Origin of the sequence: Pseudomonas sp. R1-43-08 (assembly GCF_003852255.1) — a bacterium.
Classification (GTDB): domain Bacteria; phylum Pseudomonadota; class Gammaproteobacteria; order Pseudomonadales; family Pseudomonadaceae; genus Aquipseudomonas.
This window is the reverse complement of record NZ_CP027734.1, coordinates 2,976,004-2,993,946: the sequence shown is the minus strand read 5'-3', so window position 1 is coordinate 2,993,946 and position 17,943 is coordinate 2,976,004. Positions and strand designations below refer to the sequence as shown.

At 63.3% G+C, this 17,943-nt stretch carries 12 protein-coding genes and 1 pseudogene; all 13 read right to left on the bottom strand.

From position 1 onward, the window contains the following. Positions 1 to 13: 13 nt before the first annotated feature. The gene (locus C4J87_RS13640; RefSeq protein ID WP_124367209.1) at positions 14 to 1,159 is read right to left on the bottom strand and encodes a sensor histidine kinase; all 1,146 of its coding nucleotides are present in this window, start codon (positions 1,157 to 1,159) and stop codon (positions 14 to 16) included. A 160-nt stretch (positions 1,160 to 1,319) separates the two neighbouring features. Further along, on the bottom strand, positions 1,320 to 1,559 hold the full coding sequence (locus C4J87_RS13635) for a hypothetical protein (protein WP_124363049.1): 240 nt from the start codon (positions 1,557 to 1,559) through the stop codon (positions 1,320 to 1,322). Between the two features lie 418 nt (positions 1,560 to 1,977). Further along, complete coding sequence (locus C4J87_RS26715) at positions 1,978 to 2,670, bottom strand: methyl-accepting chemotaxis protein (RefSeq protein WP_256657503.1); 693 nt, start codon at positions 2,668 to 2,670, stop codon at positions 1,978 to 1,980. Between the two features lie 972 nt (positions 2,671 to 3,642). Continuing rightward, the gene (locus C4J87_RS13625; RefSeq protein WP_124367207.1) at positions 3,643 to 5,799 is read right to left on the bottom strand and encodes a TonB-dependent siderophore receptor; all 2,157 of its coding nucleotides are present in this window, start codon (positions 5,797 to 5,799) and stop codon (positions 3,643 to 3,645) included. A gap of 158 nt (positions 5,800 to 5,957) precedes the next feature. Further along, on the bottom strand, positions 5,958 to 6,719 hold the full coding sequence (locus C4J87_RS13620; RefSeq protein WP_124367206.1) for a PIG-L deacetylase family protein: 762 nt from the start codon (positions 6,717 to 6,719) through the stop codon (positions 5,958 to 5,960). Between the two features lie 129 nt (positions 6,720 to 6,848). Further along, positions 6,849 to 6,980 (bottom strand): annotated as a pseudogene (locus C4J87_RS13615) (glycosyltransferase family 2 protein); the annotation flags it as partial. A 56-nt stretch (positions 6,981 to 7,036) separates the two neighbouring features. Further along, positions 7,037 to 7,795 (bottom strand): PIG-L deacetylase family protein, encoded by a 759-nt coding sequence (locus C4J87_RS13610; protein ID WP_124367205.1) that lies wholly within the window; start codon positions 7,793 to 7,795, stop codon positions 7,037 to 7,039. Next, on the bottom strand, positions 7,792 to 8,790 hold the full coding sequence (locus C4J87_RS13605; protein ID WP_124367204.1) for an acyl-CoA dehydrogenase family protein: 999 nt from the start codon (positions 8,788 to 8,790) through the stop codon (positions 7,792 to 7,794). The genes C4J87_RS13610 and C4J87_RS13605 overlap by 4 nt, the downstream gene beginning before the upstream one ends. 1 nt (position 8,791) lies before the next feature. Beyond that, positions 8,792 to 10,951 (bottom strand): glycogen debranching protein GlgX, encoded by a 2,160-nt coding sequence (gene glgX, locus C4J87_RS13600; RefSeq protein WP_124363041.1) that lies wholly within the window; start codon positions 10,949 to 10,951, stop codon positions 8,792 to 8,794. A gap of 122 nt (positions 10,952 to 11,073) precedes the next feature. Beyond that, a complete protein-coding gene (locus tag C4J87_RS13595) occupies positions 11,074 to 11,343 on the bottom strand; it encodes a DUF2934 domain-containing protein (RefSeq protein ID WP_124367203.1) in 270 nt (89 codons plus the stop codon). 23 nt (positions 11,344 to 11,366) lie between these two features. Beyond that, on the bottom strand, positions 11,367 to 14,117 hold the full coding sequence (locus C4J87_RS13590) for a malto-oligosyltrehalose synthase (protein ID WP_124367202.1): 2,751 nt from the start codon (positions 14,115 to 14,117) through the stop codon (positions 11,367 to 11,369). Continuing rightward, positions 14,114 to 16,198: a 4-alpha-glucanotransferase gene (gene malQ / locus C4J87_RS13585; protein ID WP_124367201.1), complete on the bottom strand. Its 2,085-nt coding sequence runs from the start codon at positions 16,196 to 16,198 to the stop codon at positions 14,114 to 14,116. Before malQ ends, C4J87_RS13590 begins: the two co-directional genes overlap by 4 nt. After that, the gene (gene treZ, locus C4J87_RS13580) at positions 16,195 to 17,940 is read right to left on the bottom strand and encodes a malto-oligosyltrehalose trehalohydrolase (protein ID WP_124367200.1); all 1,746 of its coding nucleotides are present in this window, start codon (positions 17,938 to 17,940) and stop codon (positions 16,195 to 16,197) included. The genes malQ and treZ overlap by 4 nt, the downstream gene beginning before the upstream one ends. Between the last annotated feature and the right edge of the window lie 3 nt (positions 17,941 to 17,943).

Below are 17,943 nucleotides of genomic sequence, written 5' to 3'. Positions count from 1 at the left end.
GGCGCGGCTCGTTTCAAGCAACACTGTTCTCTGGCTTATCAATCGGCACTCTCACACTAAACACCGTCCCCTGTTCCGTATCGGAACTCACCTCAATCGCCCCACCATGAGACGCCACGATTTCCGAGGCAATGAACAGGCCCAAACCCAACCCCTCTGTGGGGCCGTGATTGATCGCGGTACGCTGGGAGAAGCGGCCCATGGGGTTGAAGATGAACGGGAGGACGTCCTCGGGGATCGCTTCACCGCTGTTGTGCACGGTGAAGACCGCGAAGCCCTCGCGTATGCCCAGCTCGACTTGGATCGGCCGGGTGGTGTCCCCATGCTGCACCGCGTTGCTGACGATGTTCGAGAAGACCTGCTCCATGCGCGGGCCGTCGAATTGCCCAGCAACTGGCGTTTTGGCGTCGAACATCACGATGGCCTCGGGATGAAAGGTGCGGATTTCTTCTATGACGCGTTGGCACAGCGGTGAAAGGTCGATATCGGCGGTTTTGACCGGGATGCCCGGCCCCATCTGGCAGCGGGTCAGGTCGAGCAGGTCGCCGACGATCTGGCTCGCGCGGCGTACGCTGGTGTAGATCTGGTTGGCGATTTTGGTCGCGCGGGCGCCGGCGTCCTGTGAACGGCGTAGCACGTCGGACCCCAGCAGGATCGCGCCGAGCGGGGTGCGCAAGTCGTGGCCAAGGATGCCCAGGAACATATTGCGTGACGCCTCGACCGCGCGGGAGTAGCTGGCGACGGACTCGGCCAGGGCCTGATCGATGGCTTCGTGGAAGCGGGTCATGTCGTCGACATTGATCGGGGTGCCGTCCTTGATCTGGCGCATCCACTGGCTGACCACGCTGGTGCGCAACGCGCGGTATTCCGAGACCATCTGATCGATGGTGAAACCCGCCATCAGCCGCGTCATGGCATGGGTTTCCGCCGCGGTTTCCTGGTCGTCCGTCGGCGCTTGGCCCTGGGCCTTGGCTATTTGTTCCTGGCGGGTCTGCTTGGTTCGCAGGTCGCTGACGATGGCCCGCAACATCTGCTCGGCATGGTCGCGCAGCCCGACACTGTCGAGCTCCTCGCCCGGTGTCTCGATGGTTCTGGCGAAATCTTCCCAGGCCTGCAGGATCGGCTCGAGGTTTTCCAGGATGAAATCGGGCAGGCGCATGTCTGTAAATCCTGATGCGAGTCGGGCAGAAGAGCGAGGCTGCGCAGATGAAGGGAAATTCCCGGCAGTGTAGGAGGTTGTTCGCCGCTTTTAAAGCGCGGCCGATGCCGGGGCTGCCGTGGATCCAATCTACGCGCGCACAGCGCTCATGCGCCTGACCTTACAGGCCCAGTGTCAGCGCCCTCAGCCTCTGTTCCACCACGCTGTCGAAATGGCTCGCCAACTGCTCGCAGCGCTCCGACGTCAGCCCTTCACAGCAGGTGATGCCCAGCACGAACCCCTGGGCTTTGGCACCGCTTTTAACGGCCAGGATCATCGACCCTGCCAGTTCGATCTCACGCAAAATTCGGTCAGCCTGTCGTTTTATAGGGCCGGGCAAATCGCTAATGGCTTCTTTCATGGCCGTCTCCGCAGGCATTCACTACACACACAAAGCACCCGAGGCACTGTCGGCCTCTTGAAAGCATCGACCGGCGGAAGGTTCAGGAGTTTCGTAGTGCGCGAGCGGGAGGCGATGACTTGCAGTTGCGCAGGTACAGTTGTTCGCTAGTTTCAGGCCGCCATCGGGGGCTTGCCCTAATGCCGGTCAGTTAAGAAGTAGCAGGAGCGAGAACTAACTTGTGGCGAGGGAGCTTGCTCCCGCTGGGGCGCGAAGCGGCCCCAAACAATGGGACTGCTGCGCAGTCCAGCGGGAGCAAGCTCCCTCGCCACAGGTCCGGTGTCGCCTTAACTGGCGGGCATTAGAGCAAGCCCCCTCCCACATTTGGAGCGCGGGGCATCAGTTAGAGAGGCTTCGGCGGCTGCCCCGATGGCGTGAATCACGGATGAAACCTGCGCCCCAGCGCATCCAGGCGCACGGCGATTGGTGGCAGGCGTTCGCTGCTGCGGGCCAGGGTTTCCACGTCGTCGGCGGTGTTTTGCGCGATGTGCTGCACCGATTGCAGGCGCTCGACAATTTCCAGGTTCGCCGAGGTCTGCTCGCGGGTGGTGGTGACGATGCGGCCGTTGAGTTGGTCGATATGCGCGATGTCTTCGCCCACGGCGCGTAGCATGTCGACGGCCATCTGGCTGTCTTCCACGCACCGCTCCACACCCTGGCGACTGTCATGCATGGCTTCGACGGCCTGGCGGCTGCCTTGCTGCAGGCCTTCGATGATGGTCTTGATTTCCTGGGTGGAGAGGGCGGTGCGTTGGGCCAGGCTGCGCACTTCGTCGGCGACCACTGCAAAGCCACGGCCTTGCTCGCCGGCGCGGGCGGCCTCAATGGCGGCATTGAGGGCGAGCAGGTTGGTCTGGTTGGCGATGCTGCTGATCACCTCCAGCACCGAGCCGATTTGCTCGGCCTGCACCGCCAACGACTGTACGGTGGATTGCGTGCCATTGATGCGCGAGGCCAGTTGGGTGATTTCATGCTGGGCGCGGCCGACGCTTTCCTGGCCGCGCACGATCTGCCGGCTGGCTTGGCCGGCGTGTTCCACGGCTTGTTCGACGTGCAGGGTGATGTGGCCCATGGAGTCTTCCATGCGCTGCATCGAGCCGGTCATCTCATTGATCTGTGCCAGTTGATGCCGCGCGCCCGTTTCCAGGGTGCCGCTGGCCGTGGCCAGTTCCTGGCCGAGTTGGCCGAGGCCATGGGAGTCGCGTGCGACGCCGTCGATCAGGTGGGTGAGTTGCTGCAGGAAGTGGTCGAAGCGCTTGGCGAGGGACACACGCACCTTGTCTTCACCCTTGGCGGTTTCTGCGTCGAACTGCGAGGTGACGGCGAGCATTTTTTCGAGCATTTCCTGGCTTTCGACCGCCTCGGCGTGGCTGTGCACGGCGAGGTAGAGCAGGGCGACCGTTTCCATCACTACGTAGAACGCGTGCACGAAAATCATCGTCCAGCCGCCGTGATGCGCCATCACAAACACGGGCAGGCCTTGATGCTGCAGGGCATGGAATACCAGGTGATGCACGGCGATGGTCAGCGCCGCCACCAGGATCGGCAGCCAGTCACGGTAGAACGTCAGCACCGCCAGCAGCGCGAAAATACCGAAGTGCGCTTCGATCACCCCCTGCGCCTGATTGATGTGCAAGGCTGCCATCACCATCAGGCCGGCACCCAGCACACACCGCATTACACGGGTGCCGCCAATGGCGCGGTAGAGCGCGGTCAGCACCACGCCGGTGCCGCCCCCGACGATCAGCGCCTGGGTGAAGGTGTCATGCCAGAACGCCAGGCCCAAGGAGAACAGGAACATCAGCCAGATCAACGCCAGCATGATGCGGTCGGCCTTGCGGTAGTGCTCCATAAAGCGTGTGCGGTTGAGCATTCACGTGTACTCCATGTGGTTTGGCCAGGAACCAAGCATGCGGCGTGCCACGCTGGCCGCAGGAAAAGCAGGTGTGGCGAAGGGGGCCGGACAAGATCCGACAGACGGTTATCGGCAGGCCGGTGGGGGACTTTAAGCACGGCCGCCCGAGCGGGCAGCCGCGGATGACGATCAGAAGCTGTACTTGGCCGTCAGCATCATGTTGCGTGGGCTGCCGTAGGAATCGCCGCCATAGGTAACGGCTTCGGAGATGGACTGGTAGTAGTGCCGATCAAAGATATTGTTGGCGTTGAGCTGCAGGTCCAGATTCTGGTTGACCCGGTAGCCGGCCATCAGGTCGGTGACGGCGTACCCGCCTTGTTTGAGGCGATAGGTGCTGCCGTCCGCCAGCTGGATGTCGTTGTACATGCGGCTCTGCCAGGAGATGTTGCCGCCCACGCGGAGTTTTTCCAGCGGGCCCTGGAAGTTGTAGCGGGTGGTGACCTTGAACAGGTGCTCCGGGGTGTCGGTGTCGAACTGCTTGTTGACCTTCTGCGGGTTGGCGGCGTCCTTGATGGTGTGGGTGCGCGCATAGGTGTAGCCACCGCCGACCTGCCAGTTCTCGGTCAAGGCGCCCTGCAGTTCGAAGTCGATACCCTGGCTGCGAATCTCGCCCGAGGCCTGGTAGCAGGAGGCCTGCGGGCAGTCCGGCACGACGATCTGCACGGCGCGGTTTTCCTGGTCGACCCGGAACAGCGCCACGCTGGCATTCAGCGCGCCGCCCAGGTATTCGCCCTTGATGCCGACTTCATAGTTTTTGCCGACGATGGGCTTGAGCGGGGTGGCGCCGGTGCTTTTTTCACGTTGCGGCGTGAAGATGTCGCTGTAGCTGGCATACACCGAGTGCTGGTCGTCCAGGTCGTAGATCAGGCCCGCGTAGCGGGTGAGGTTACGGGTGACTTTATAGTCGCCGTCGCCATCGCGGTTGTCGTAGTCATACCAGTCCAGGCGCCCGCCGAGGATCAGCTTGAGCGGGTCGGCCAGGCTCAGGCGGGTGGTGACGTACACACCGTCCTGAGTGGTGACATCGCGCTGGTTGTTGGTGTGGGTAAAGTTCGGTTTGCCGGCATTGATCGGCCAATTCAGATCGTACGGGCTGTAGTTGCGGGTGGTCAGGTCGTAGATGCGCTTGCTGGTGCCCACGACCAGCTCATGGGTGCGCCCGAACGCCTGGAACGGGCCGCTGGCAAAGGCGTCGAACCCGGCCTGCTTTTCATCGGCGGCGGACTGGTACACGGTGCGGGCCAGGGTGTTGTCGGTCCAGCGCGACTGGTAGGAGCCGGAGAACAATGCGTCTTGTACGGCGTAGTTGGCGTTGACCTGCAGCGCCCAATCATTGGCCAGCTGCTGGCGCAGTTCGACGAAGACGGTGTTGATCTCCTGGTCTTTATTCTCCCAGTCGGTGCCGGGATTGTACGAACGCGACAGGTCGAGGTGATGACCGTCCAGGCCGATCATCGACGAGCCCCAGAAGTAGTTGGTCTTGTCTTTCTGGTTGGAGTAGCCGAGGGTCAGGCGGGTGTCTTCGCTCAGGTCGGCTTCGGTCACGGCGTAGAACAAACCGTGATCCTGCTCGGCCTTGTCGATGAAACTGTTGGCGTCGCGGTAAGAGGTGACCACTCGGCCACGCCAGGTGCCGCTGTCATTGAGCGGGCTGGACGCGTCGAGTTCGCCACGGTAGTCGTCCCAACTGCCGGCGGCGCCGGTCAAGGTGACTTTCTGCTCGGCCAGGGGCCGCTTGCGAATCAGGTTGATCGCCGCCGAGGGGTTACCGGCGCCGGTCACCAGGCCAGTGGCACCGCGAACCACCTCGACGCGATCGAACATCGCCAGGTTCGGCTGGGCACCGACGTTAACGCCGTCATAGCCACTGGGAATGCCGTCGTACATGAGGTTGTCGACGTTGAAACCACGTGCGGTGTAGCCCTGCCGGCCGGGGCCGCTGGAGTAGTTGAGGAACAGTCCTGGCGTGGCGTTGACCACGTCGTTGATGCTGGTCATCGCCTGGTCATCCATGCGTTGACGAGTAATCACGGTGACGGCCTGTGGGGTTTCACGCAGGGTCAGGGGCAGTTTGGTTGCGGTTTTCATCGAACCGGTGGTGTACGACTCGCTGCCTTCAGTGGTTTCGCCAAGCTGGTGCCCCGATACCTCGGTAGCACCGAGCTCAATGGTAGTGGGCGGGGCGTCGGCTTCGGCCGCGAAGGTCGCCTGGGTGGTGGTCAGGCAGATAGCCATTGCTATCGAACTCGGTGAAAACCCTTTGCCGCCTTGGTGTCGCACAGACATGAATGTAGCTCTCCCGGAACGCCATCCTTAGCGAATAATAAATCTGTTGATAATTATTCGCATCAGTGTGGCAGATTGAGTCTGTGGGAAAAAGCCTACGAGATGAATCAGTTAACGAAATTTTCATGCGCTGGGCACCGGCGTTTTGCCACCTTTGCCTAGATGAACACAATTTCGTAGGGCTCGCGCATGCGCTCCAGCAACACCTGGGCAAGCATTGGCGCAAGGCCGATCGCGGGGTCGCCCATCAGCTGGCTGGCGTAGGCGTGCACGGCGTGCAGCTTGTGCGCCACGCTCCAAGTGTCGAGGCACAACTTGCGCGCGCGTTGCCAAGGCATCACCGAGCCTTCGCGTGCCGGCCAGTGCCAGGCCCACATCGGCAGTTCATAGAGTTGCGCGCCCACCAATTTGCACGCGTTGGCGCTGGCACGGCCGACGGCTTCGTGGTCATCGTTGCCATCATGGCGCCAGGTGGTGAACACCACGTCACCTGGCTGCAGGTAGCGGGCGATGAACTGGCTGATCGGTTGTTCATGGCTGGCCAGGGCGTTATCGCGAAACCCGCCACGAATCCATTTCAGGCTGTGCAGTGGCACGCCCAAGCGGCGCAGGGCCTCGGCGCTTTCCTGGGGGCGCACCGCGCTCAGGCGGTTGGCCGACCAGACCTGGGAGCCAGGGTGGCTGGCGCTGCCATCGGTGATGGAAATTAATTTCAACGGGTGCGCGCGGGTGCTGAGCAGCTGCAGCAGGCCCCCGCAGGCGAGCACTTCATCGCCGGGGTGAGGGGCAATCACCACCACCCGGGCGCCGGGCGGTACCAGGCTGGTCAGCGAGATAGCGGGAATATGCGCCAACTGCGGCGCGCTGTTCCAGATTTGCGCGGGGCCGCGACGGCCCTCGCTTAACGAGGCGGTTTTCATCGAGTGTCACATCCTTGTCGGTTCAAGCGTGTGTGTTCACCCCAGGCTCCGCTGCGGTGAGTGCGCGGCGCTCCGATCCTGGAGCGCTGTGCGATAGGTTATAAGCATAGACAAGAAATGTGGTTCTTTTTAAGAAACCTGCATCAGGCTCTTCAAATAGTCACCGAAACCACCCTGGGCGCGACACTCCAGGCGTGCGCTGGTGATCACTTGCGGGCTGTGGCTCCAGGCGATGGAAGCGCCGCAACGTTCCCGGTTACGCATCAACGGCTCGTCGTTGCCGGCGAACATCTGGTCGAAATAAGGGGTTGTCACACTCAAACGAACACCACTTCAAAAGGTTGCAGCAAGCGCTCCACCACATAGGGCGCCAGTACGGGGGGGAGGCCGATCTGGGGGTCGCCCTCCAGCTGGCTGGCGAAGGCGTGGATGGCATGGCGTTTGCGCGCCACCCTCTCGGGCGTCAAAGGGATCTTGCGCGCACGGTGCCACGGCACCATGCCGTCTTCGGCGGTCGCCCAGTGCCAGGTCCACACGGGCAGTTCGTACAAGGTGGCGCCCACGGCCTGGGCGGCTTTCGCACTGGCGCGGCCGACAGCCTCATGGTCGCAATGGCCGTCTTCGCGCCAGGTGGCGAATACCACGTCGTCGGGTTTGAGGTGGCGCTGGATGAACACGGCCAGTTCTTCCTCGCGCTCGGCAACTTTGCTGTCGCTGAACCCGGCGCGCAGCCACTTCAGACTGTGCATCGGCAAGCCCAGGCGATGCAGGGCCTGGGCCGACTCCTGAGGGCGCACCACGCTCAAACGTTGCACCGGCCAGCGTTGCGAGCCTGGATGGCTGGCGCTGCCGTTGGTGACCGAGATCAACTGAATGGGCCGGCCCAGATCGGCCAGGCCTTGCAGCAAACCGCCGCAGCCGAGCACTTCATCGTCCGGGTGCGGGGCGATGATGACCGCACGGTGCCCCTCCGGTACCAGTTGCTCAACGCTGATATGCGGCAGTTCAGCAAGGCGCGACGAGGTTTGCCAGTAATGTAGGGAGGTGCCTTGGCCGACAATCGGGTTGGGTTTCATAACTGCCACCTCCCTGAAGGTTCGCCGGCGACCTGCATGCCCAGGGCGGCCAAGTCGCGTTCGGCGTGGCTTTGGCGTACGTACACCGGCAAGTCCGCCATCAATTGGGCGAAGTGCGGGTCCTTGCAGTAAGGCCCCGCGCCTACGCCACGGCCGACATGCTGGATCACCTGCTCGACGGTTTCCTCGACGCACGCGCGCACTTGCTGGGCCAGCAACCGGGCATCGGCGGTCGGTGCCCGGTCGATCTGCTCGGCACTGGCGCGCAGCACGCAGGCTGCGCTGTTCAATGCACTGTCCACCGCGCCGAGGTGGGCCGGGGCATGCGGCTCAGGGTGCTTGCTGCACTGCTCGCGCAGCACTTCGGCCAGGCGCTGCGCCGCGCCATACCAGCACGCCGCAATGCCAATGCCGCCATGCCAGAACCCCGGACGCGCCAGATAGTCGCCCGGCCCGCCGACTGCGAGGCCCCTGGCCTCGCTGAAGACGATCTCGACACTGCCGGTGGCGGCCATGCCCACCGCATCCCAACCTTCATCCGTTACCGTGACGCCCGGCTGGTCCATTTCCACGGCCACCAGTTGCTGACGGTCCTCCTCGTCCCACGCAGTCAACAACCCGTGCGAGACCACAGACGCACCGGAACACCAGGCTTTACGCCCGTCGACGATCAAGCGCTGGCCGTCGCGCCGCACGCGCACCTTGGCGCTCGGCGGCTCGGCGGCCCACATCCCCCAGGTGCTGCCCAAAGGCGGCAGCGGGCTGTCGAGTTCAGCAATGATCGCCAGCGCATCGGTGTGGCCTTCGAACAGCTTGCACAGGCGCAGGTCATGGCCGGCGACTTGCGCCAGCCCGCTATAGCGCGAAAGCGTCTGGCCGCTGCCGGGCAACGGCAGTTGGTCCAGGCCCTCTTCCTGAAGGTCCTTCAAGGCCTTGCCCAGGGCTTGCGTGTCCGCATAGCCCCGGTAGCCGGAAAGGAATCCGTGCAACGCCATCTCACACCTCGTCGTCGTGTTGCAGCTCAAACAGGAGCAGCGAGCGGCCGGTGGCAGCGTACTCGTGTTCGAAGTCAAAGCGCTCCTGGCCACGCACCGCAGGGTCGTTGGTATCGAGCAGGCAATTCCAGAACTCGCCCTGGGGTACCGGTGGCAGGCGGAAATTGACCATGTCGTGATGGGCATTCACCACCAGCAACAGAGTGGCATCGGCACCGGCACGCCGAATCCCGGTCTCTTGGGCGCGGCCATCCATCAGCATGCCCAGGCAACGACCGTTGCTGTCTTCCCACTGCTCAGTGGTCATTTCATTGCCATCCGGCGCCAGCCAGGTGACGTCCTTCACGCCGATGTCTTCGTTGTAGTCGCCGACCAGGAAGCGCCCGCGACGCAGGATCGGGTAAGCCAGGCGCAACTTGATCAAGCGTTTGACGAACTTGAGCAGCGCCTTGCCGTCGTCGTCCAGGTCCCAGTTGACCCAACCGATTTCGCTGTCCTGGCAGTAGGCATTGTTGTTGCCGTGCTGGGTGCGGGCGAATTCATCGCCAGCCACGATCATCGGCGTGCCTTGGGCCAGCAGCAGGGTGGCGAAGAAGTTGCGCATCTGGCGCAGGCGCAGTTCGTTGATTTCCGGATCGTCGGTAGGGCCTTCGACGCCATGGTTCCACGACAGGTTGTTGTTGCTGCCGTCCTGGTTGTTTTCGTCGTTGGCTTCGTTGTGCTTGTCGTTGTACGACACCAGGTCGTGCAGGGTAAAACCGTCGTGGGCGGTGATGAAGTTCACCGAGCTGTAAGGCCGGCGCCCACGGTGGTTGAACATCTCACCCGAGGCCGTCATGCGCCCGGCGAAGTCTGCCAGCTGGCCGTCGTCGCCTTTCCAGAAGGCACGCACGGTATCGCGGAAACGGTCGTTCCATTCTGCCCAGCCAGGTGGGAAATTGCCCACCTGATAGCCGCCGGGCCCGCAGTCCCAGGGTTCGGCGATCAATTTGAGCTGGCGCAGGATCGGGTCCTGGCGGCATGCCACGAGGAAGCTGTGACGTTCGTCAAAGCCGTCGCGGTAGCGCCCCAGAATCGTCGCAAGGTCGAAGCGGAAGCCGTCGACGTGCATCTCGGTGGCCCAGTAACGCAAGGAGTCGGTGACCATCTGCAGCACGCAGGGGTGACTCAGGTCCAAGGTGTTGCCGGTGCCGGAATCATTGATGTAGAAGCGCTTGTCATCGGGCATCAACCGGTAGTACGAGGCATTGTCGATGCCGCGCATCGACAGGGTAGGGCCGCGCTCGTTGCCTTCGGCAGTGTGGTTGTAGACCACATCGAGGATCACTTCGAGCTTCTGCTCATGCAGGTGCGCGACCATCTCCTTGAACTCGGCGATCTTGCCGCTGGCCAGGTAGCGCGGGTCGGGCGCAAAAAATGCGATGCTGTTGTAGCCCCAGTAGTTGGTCATGCCTTTTTCCAGCAAATGCTGGTCATTGACGAAGGCGTGGACCGGCAACAGCTCGACCGAAGAAACCCCCAACTGGCGGATGTGTTTGAGCACGTCATCTTCCATCAGCCCGGCGCAGGTACCGCGCACGGATTCGCCGACCGAAGGGTGGCGCATGCTGATGCCGCGCAGGTGGGTCTCGTAAATAATGGTGCGGTCCCACGGCACGCGCACCGGCTGGTCATTGCCCCAGGTGTGCGCCGGGTCGATGACCTTGCATTTGGGCACGAAGGGGGCACTGTCGCGCTCGTCGAAGCTGAGGTCGTCGTCGGGGTGGCCGATGGTGTAGCCGAACAGGGCTTCAGACCATTTGAGTTCGCCCACCAATTGCTTGGCATAGGGGTCGATCAGCAATTTGTTGTGGTTGAAACGATGGCCGTTGGCCGGGTCGTAAGGACCATACACACGGTAGCCGTAGATCAGCCCGGGGTGGGCGTCGGGCAGGTAGCCGTGGAAGATCTCGTCGGTGTATTCGGGCAGTTCGATGCGCTCCAGTTCCACCTCGCCAGCATCATCGAACAGGCACAGTTCGACCTTGGTGGCGTTGGCCGAAAACAGCGCGAAGTTGACGCCCAGGCCGTCCCAGGTGGCGCCAAGAGGGAAGGGCAAACCTTCACGAATCCGCGACGGCTCGTGGTCCGGCGTCGTTGAGGCTTTTTCGGGCTTGCTCATGGTGTTGCTCCTGCAGGGATTCTTTTTTTCGGGCCGAACGCGGCCGTACTGACAGTTATTCAGCGTATGACGTAAAGAGATAAAAGCTCCCCCGACAGCAAGGCAGTCAGGGGGCGCGGCGATCAATGAGCGGGAGGTTTGGGCTTTTTCGGCGCAGCGGGCTTCTTTGGCGCCGGTTTGGCGGCGGCAGGCTCAGCCGGCTTGGCTTTGGCCGTTGCCTTTGGGGCCGTCTTCGGCTTGGCGGCCGGCTTGGGCTTGCTTGGCGTCAGCGCCTCGGCTTCGGCCAGCTTGCGCGCCATCTCCCAATGACGGGCATCTTCACCGTGAGGCTTGCCTTCGGACTCCCAGATCTGATGCGCCAGTTCGCGGATGCGTTTGTCTTCATTACTCATCACACACTCCTCAGAGAAAATGTTCAGCTTTCTTGACTATCGGAATTGATAAAGACATTGACCGGGAAATCCCCCAGGGCAGCGCTGATCAACAGCTCCTTGTCTGGTGTGACTACGCTCGTCTGAAAAAGTCCCTTCCAGTTTTGCGTTGCGGCGGCGAACGGTAACTTCACCCGCGTATCGCCCCAAACCTGCGCAGGAATCAACGGCTGCAGCGCATTTTCGAGCAAGCGCCGGGACCAACGTGGCACCACTACCAGCACATGGTTGCCTTGGTGTTCGCGGCAGAAGGCCACGACGTGCTCGGCCTGTTGCCCAACCACCTCCAGGGCAGTGTAGGCACCGTCGCTGAACACCTCGAGGTTAGCCTTGCGCAAGGTCAGTACCTGTGCGATCAGCGCCTGTTTGATACGCCCGTCGCGCCAGTTGGCCAACAGTTCAGCGGTGTCCACTGGCGCCTCCAAAGCGCGTTGCCGCGCCTGGAAGTCCACCGGGCGGCGGTTGTCCGGGTCTACCAGGCTGAAGTCCCAGAACTCATCGCCTTGATAGACATCCGGCACGCCCGGCACGCTCAGGTGAAGCAAAGACTGCGCCAGCCCGTTCAAGGCACCAGCGGGTGCAATCGCCTCGGCTGCAGCGGTAAGGGCGCTGCGCAGCGGGGCGCCGGCCTCACTGAGCAACACGCGCTTCAGGAACGCTTCGACGCCCTGTTCGTAGGCCTCGTTGGGCGCGCTCCAACTGCTCTGCAGCTTGGCTTCGCGCAGGGCTTTCTGTTGCCATTGCCACAGGCGTTGCTGATAGGCCTCAAGGTCGGGGTTCGGCTCCAGCGGCCAGCTGCCGAGCAGCACCTGATACAGAATCAGTTCATCGCCTGCCGAAGGGCTGTCGGCGCTGTCGCGCAGCGGCGCGGCCAGGCTGCGCCAGTGTTCGACCTGCTCGGCATACCAGGAAGCGCACTCGCTCAGCACCGCCAGACGGGCGCGGGTATCTTCGCCGCGTTTATGGTCGTGGGTGGCGGTGGCCAGCAGGTTGTGGGGAAAGCACTGCAGCCGCTGCTGGTTGACCGCGTGAAAATCGGCCAACGGCGCGCTGAACTGCTCGGTGCTGAAGCCCACATCGTTACGCGACAACAGCACCGCCGAACGGTAGAACGCCGTGTCTTCCACAGCCTTGGCGGCGGCGGGCGAGGTCAGTTGCTGGAAGCGCACGCAGGCATGCTTGAGCATCTTGCGCTCGCGGCCCAGCGGGCGATTGCGCCAGGGTTGCCCACCGAGCCATTTTTCCAGGTGATCGAGCACCGGCCAGTCACCTTCGCTCAGGGTGCTGCGCGCTCCTTCCATGGCCTGCTGGAATACCTTGTCGTCAGCCGCGCTGCGCCCGCGTGCGCTGATATAGGTGCGGTACACCGGGAAGTGCACGATCAGTTCCTGCAAGGCGCGCCGGATCGCGCCCAGGGTCAGGTCGCGGGTCATTACGTCGTCACGCGCCACCTGCAACAGCGCCTGGGCCACGCTTTCGAAATCGCCGCCCAACGAGCCATTGAGAATCTGCTGGCGCGCCAGTCGGGCCTCTTCGATAAATGCCGAGGGCCGTTCGCTGTGGCGTGACCACAACTCGGCCAGCGGCGCGAAACCGTCCGGATGGTGTTGCAGCAACGACAGTTGGTTCATGAATTCGTAGCCGGTGGTGCCGTCCACTTGCCAGTCTTCGCGCAGGGTCTCGCCTTCGCCGAGGATCTTCTCCACGAAGATCGGCAAATGCCGCTGCGGCGACAGCGCATCCACCCGACGCCGAAGCTTGCGGCAGTAACCGCGCGGGTCGGCCAGCCCGTCGATGTGGTCGATGCGCAGGCCGTCGATCAAGCCTGCGCTGATCAACTCGAAAATCTTGCCGTGGGTGGCCTCGAACACCGCCGTGCGCTCCACGCGCAGGCCGCCCAGCTCGTTCACATCGAAGAAACGCCGCCAGTTGATGTCGTCCGCCGCCGTGCGCCAACTGGCCAGGCGGTAGCTTTGTTGTTCCAGCAGTTGATGCAGGCGCGCGAAACCTTCCGGCGTACGCCCGTCGAACGCGGCGAGGCGCTGTTCGATGGCGGGCAGCAGTTCATTGGCGCGCTCGGCCAGGGCCTGTTTGAGCAGAGCGGCTTCGGCGTAGGCGTCATCCTGATAAGCCAGGGTGGCGAAGCGATCGGCCAAGGGCTTGAGCCCCTCGTCGCCGCCAAGCACCAGGGCGTAATCCCGCGGGCAGATCGGGAAGCGGTGTTCGTAGTGCTCGACGTAAAACGCACCCTGCGCCGCGTCAAACTTCAGCACCAGGCTGCCGCTCTGCAGTGCTTCGCCGTAATCGCTGCCAAGGAACGGCATCAGCAATTGGCCTTTGAGCAGCGGGTCCGGGGAGTGCCACTGAATATCGAAGAATTCGCTGTAGGGGCTCAGGCGCCCCCATTCCAGCAGGTCCAGCCACCAGGGGTTGTCGGCGCCGCCGACGGCCATATGGTTGGAAACGATGTCGAGGATCAGGCCCATGTCGTGTTCGCGCAACGCGGCCACCAGCCGGTGCAGTGCCGCCTCGCCGCCCAGTTCCGGGTTGACGCGGGTGGGGTCGACCACGTCGTAGCCGTGCATCGAACCGGCACGGGCTTTGAGCAGGGGCGAGGCATATAGGTGGCTGATGCCCAGTCGGGCGAAATACGGCACTAATGGCACCGCGTCATCCAGGGTGAAGCCTTTATGAAATTGCAGGCGCTGGGTAGCGCGCAAGGGCAGTGCTTTCATCGGTCACGCTCATAAGCTTGGTTGCGCGCGACGGCCAGCAGCTCGAGACGGCGCGCAGCGCCCACATTGTCGAGCAGGCTGGACGCTTCGCCTGGCAGGCGGCGGCGCCAATTGGGGTGGGTGTCGGTGGTGCCGGGCAGGTTGGGTTGTTCCTCCATGCCCAGCGCATCCTCCAGCGGCAGCAACACCAGCGGCGCACGGGTGTGGCCGAGGTAGCGCACGCTGGCATCGATCATGTGGTCGGTGTCGTTGCGGATCTCATCGACGAAGTTCTGCGGGTCCTGGCTCAAGGCCTGGCGCAGGGCCTGACGTTCGCGCAGGCGGTGTTCGCTCCACTGGTCTACGGTTGGCGCGTCGATCAGGCCCAGCTGGATATTCCATTCGATATCGCGGCTGTGCCACCAGCCATTGAGGGTCGGCAAGTCGTGGGTGCTGGTGGTGGCCAGGGCGTTGTCGGGCCAGTCGAGGATAGGCCTGAACTGGCCCTCATGGTTTTGCTCGAACAACAACACGCGCATGCCGAGGATCGCCCGGCTGCTGAGTTTTTCGCGCAGGCCGTCGGGCACGGTGCCCAAGTCTTCACCGAGCACAATGGCCTGGTGACGATGGGATTCCAGGGCCAACAGGCGCAACATGTCGTCCACCGGGTAATACAAATAGGCGCCTTCGCGCGGCGATGCGCCGTTCGGGATCACCCACAGGCGTTGCAGGCCCATCACATGGTCGATGCGCAGGCCGCCCGCGTGGGCGAAATTGGCCCGCAGCATTTCAATGAACGCGCGGAAACCGTTGCGTTTGAGGCCCTCGGGGGAAAATGCGGAAATGCCCCAACCCTGGCCTGCACGGTTGAGAATGTCCGGTGGCGCGCCGACGGTCAGGTCGGCGAGCAATTCATCCTGGCGACTCCAGGCCTGGCTGCCGGCACCGTCCGCGCCCACCGCCAGGTCGGCGATCAGGCCGATACCCATGCCGCTGCCACGCGCCGCCTGTTGCGCACGTTGCAGGCTGCGCGCGATCAGCCATTGGGTGAAGGCGAAATAGCCGATCTCCTCGCGGTGCTCCTCGGCGAACTGCACCAGCGCCGGGCTCTGCGGTGTACGCCAGTCTTGCGGCCAGTGGCGCCAATCGAGCTCTTCGCCGGCGGCGGCGCGCAACGCTTGCACGGCTTCGAAACGGCAGTGGTTTTCCAGGGCTTCGCCGCCAGTCTGGCGAAAGCTCTGGAAATCGGCGTGTTGCGGATGGTGACCGTGGCGGAAATCTTCATACAGGGCCCGCAGCAGACGTTGCTTGGCCTTGGCGGCGACGGGCCAGTCGATCAGCGTGAGCTGTTCCAGCTCATGCAGCTCCTCGGCCAGGCCTGCGGTTTCGATGGCATTGCGCACTTCACGCTCGCCCAAAATGCAGGCCGGCGAGGCATACAGGCTGTTGAGAAACAACCGGCTGGAAGGCGAATAAGGGCTGTAGCGCTCGGCGTCGGCGCTGAACATGGCATGCATCGGGCTGATCGCCAGGGCGTCGGCCCCGCGCTCGGCGGCCGAGCGGGCCAGGTGCTCCAGGGCCAGGGTGTCGCCGAAACCACCGTCGCCCAGGCGGCGCAACGAGTAGAGCTGGGCGCTCAGGCCCCAGGCGCGGGCGGGGTTGGTGTCGACCGCTTCGGCCACGCTATAGCATTGGGCGGGTGCAACCGCGAGGGTAAACGTCTGGTCGTCGATATGCGCTTGATGGTAGCCCACTGCGATAACGCCAGGCAGCACGGCATCTCCGTCCAGACGCAGTTCCAGGGTTTCACCGTTTTCCAGATGGACGCGGCACGGCGTGTCGGGTGCAAAGAATCGCGCCAGGTCCAGGCCTTCACCGCTGTCGACGGTCAGAAGCGGCGGCAGATGCTTGTCCTGCTGGGCCTGTTCCAGTTCTCGCAGGCTGGCGTCGATCTCGGCCTCGGTATCGGCCGGGTGCCCCAGCCCTTTGAGCACGGCGCGCAGGGCGTCGGGCTGCACATGTTGCGGGCGACCGTTGGCATCGATCCAATCGACGGCCAGGCCCGCGCGGCTGGCGAGTAGTTCCAGGTTCGCTTCGCTCAAAACTCTTCTCCGACGGGGAATAAGGACACGCGTGCGCTCAACGGCGGCAGGTGCGCCACGGGCTCGGCAGGCGTTTGAAAGATCACATGTGCCGAGGCGGGCTGGTCGATAGGCTCGGCGCTCAGGTTCAGGTCGATTTGCAACACGCTGCCATCGCCCAGGCGCCAGCGCGCAGTCACCGCGCTGTCCGCCAGCACCTGCGCGCCCAGGGCCACGCTGCCGGGCAGATGGGGCACCACGTATTGACGGCGCAGGCCCAGCAAGTGGCGATAGAGCTGGGTATGCTCGTTTTCGACCAGGGACGGCTTCGATTGCAGGAACGTCGTCAATGCGTTGGGATCGGGAATCCGTTCGCGCTGCTCGGGGTCATGAAACGCGGCGAAATCGGCGAACTCGTTACGTCGGCCCTCACGGACAGCCTGCGCCAGCTCACCGTGATGGTCGGTGAAGAACAGGAACGGCTGCGCGGCATTGACTTCATCGCCCATGAACATCAGCGGGATCATCGGCGACAGCAGCAACAGCGCGGTCGCCGCCTTCAACGCCTGGGGCGAGCATAGTTGATGCAAGCGTTCGCCCAGGGCGCGGTTGCCAATCTGGTCGTGGTTCTGCAGGAACGCCACGAAAGCGGTCGGCGGCAGCTCCGCACTGGGTTCGCCGCGTGTATGGCCGTGGCGGGTGGGCTCGCCCTGGTAGATAAAGCCTTCACCCAGGCAGCGTGCCAGTTTGACGGTAGGCTGCTCGGCGAAATCGCTGTAGTAGGCATCGGTTTCGCCGGTGAGCAGTACGTGCAGCACGTTATGGAAGTCATCGTTCCATTGCGCGTCGAAATCCTGTTCGAGCAGGCTGGCCTGGTTCAGCTCGTTCTCCAGCATCAGCCACACGTGGCGGCCGGTGTCGACCTGCTGGCGCACCCGTTGCGCCAGTTCCCGCAGGAACTCGGGGTTGTCGATGGCGTGCACCGCGTCCAGGCGCAGGCCATCGAAGCGGTATTCAAGCAGCCACATCAAAGCGTTATCCAGGAAGAAATCCCGCACTTCACGGCGTTCGAAATCAATCCCCGCGCCCCATGGGGTGTGCACGTCTTCCTGGAAGAAACCCTTGGCGTACTGGCCCAGGTAGTTGCCATCCGGGCCGAAGTGGTTGTAGACCACGTCAAGGATCACCGCCAGGCCATGCCCGTGGGCACTGTCGATCAAGTGCTTGAGTTGTTCGGGTGTGCCATAGGTAGAGTGGGGTGCGTAAGGCAGTACCCCGTCGTAGCCCCAGTTGCGCTCACCGGGGAATTGCGCCAGGGGCATCAGTTCGATGGCGGTTACACCCAGCTCGGCCAGGCGCGGCAGCTGCTTCTCGACTTCAGCGTAACCGCCCATGGCGCCGACATGCAGTTCGTAGATAACCGCTTCGTGCCAGGGGCGGCCTTGCCAGTGGCTGTGCCGCCACTCATACGCAAGCGGGTCGACGACGCGGCTCCAACCGTGCACGTCCAGCGCCTGGGCCCTGGAGGCGGGGTCGGGAACATCCCGTTCGCCGTCGATATTGAAGCGGTAAAGCGTTCCGGCAGGGCAGGCCACTTCTACTTCGAACCAGCCATTTGCCTGGGGCAACATGGCGATGGATTTCCCGTCCTGCAATTCAACGCTGACATAAAACGCGTCTGGCGCCCACAAGGCAAAACGCGTGTGTTGCGCGTCCAGCATCAGTGCGCCGTGGGGCCAGGTTTCCAGAGTCCGTAACGGCATCTA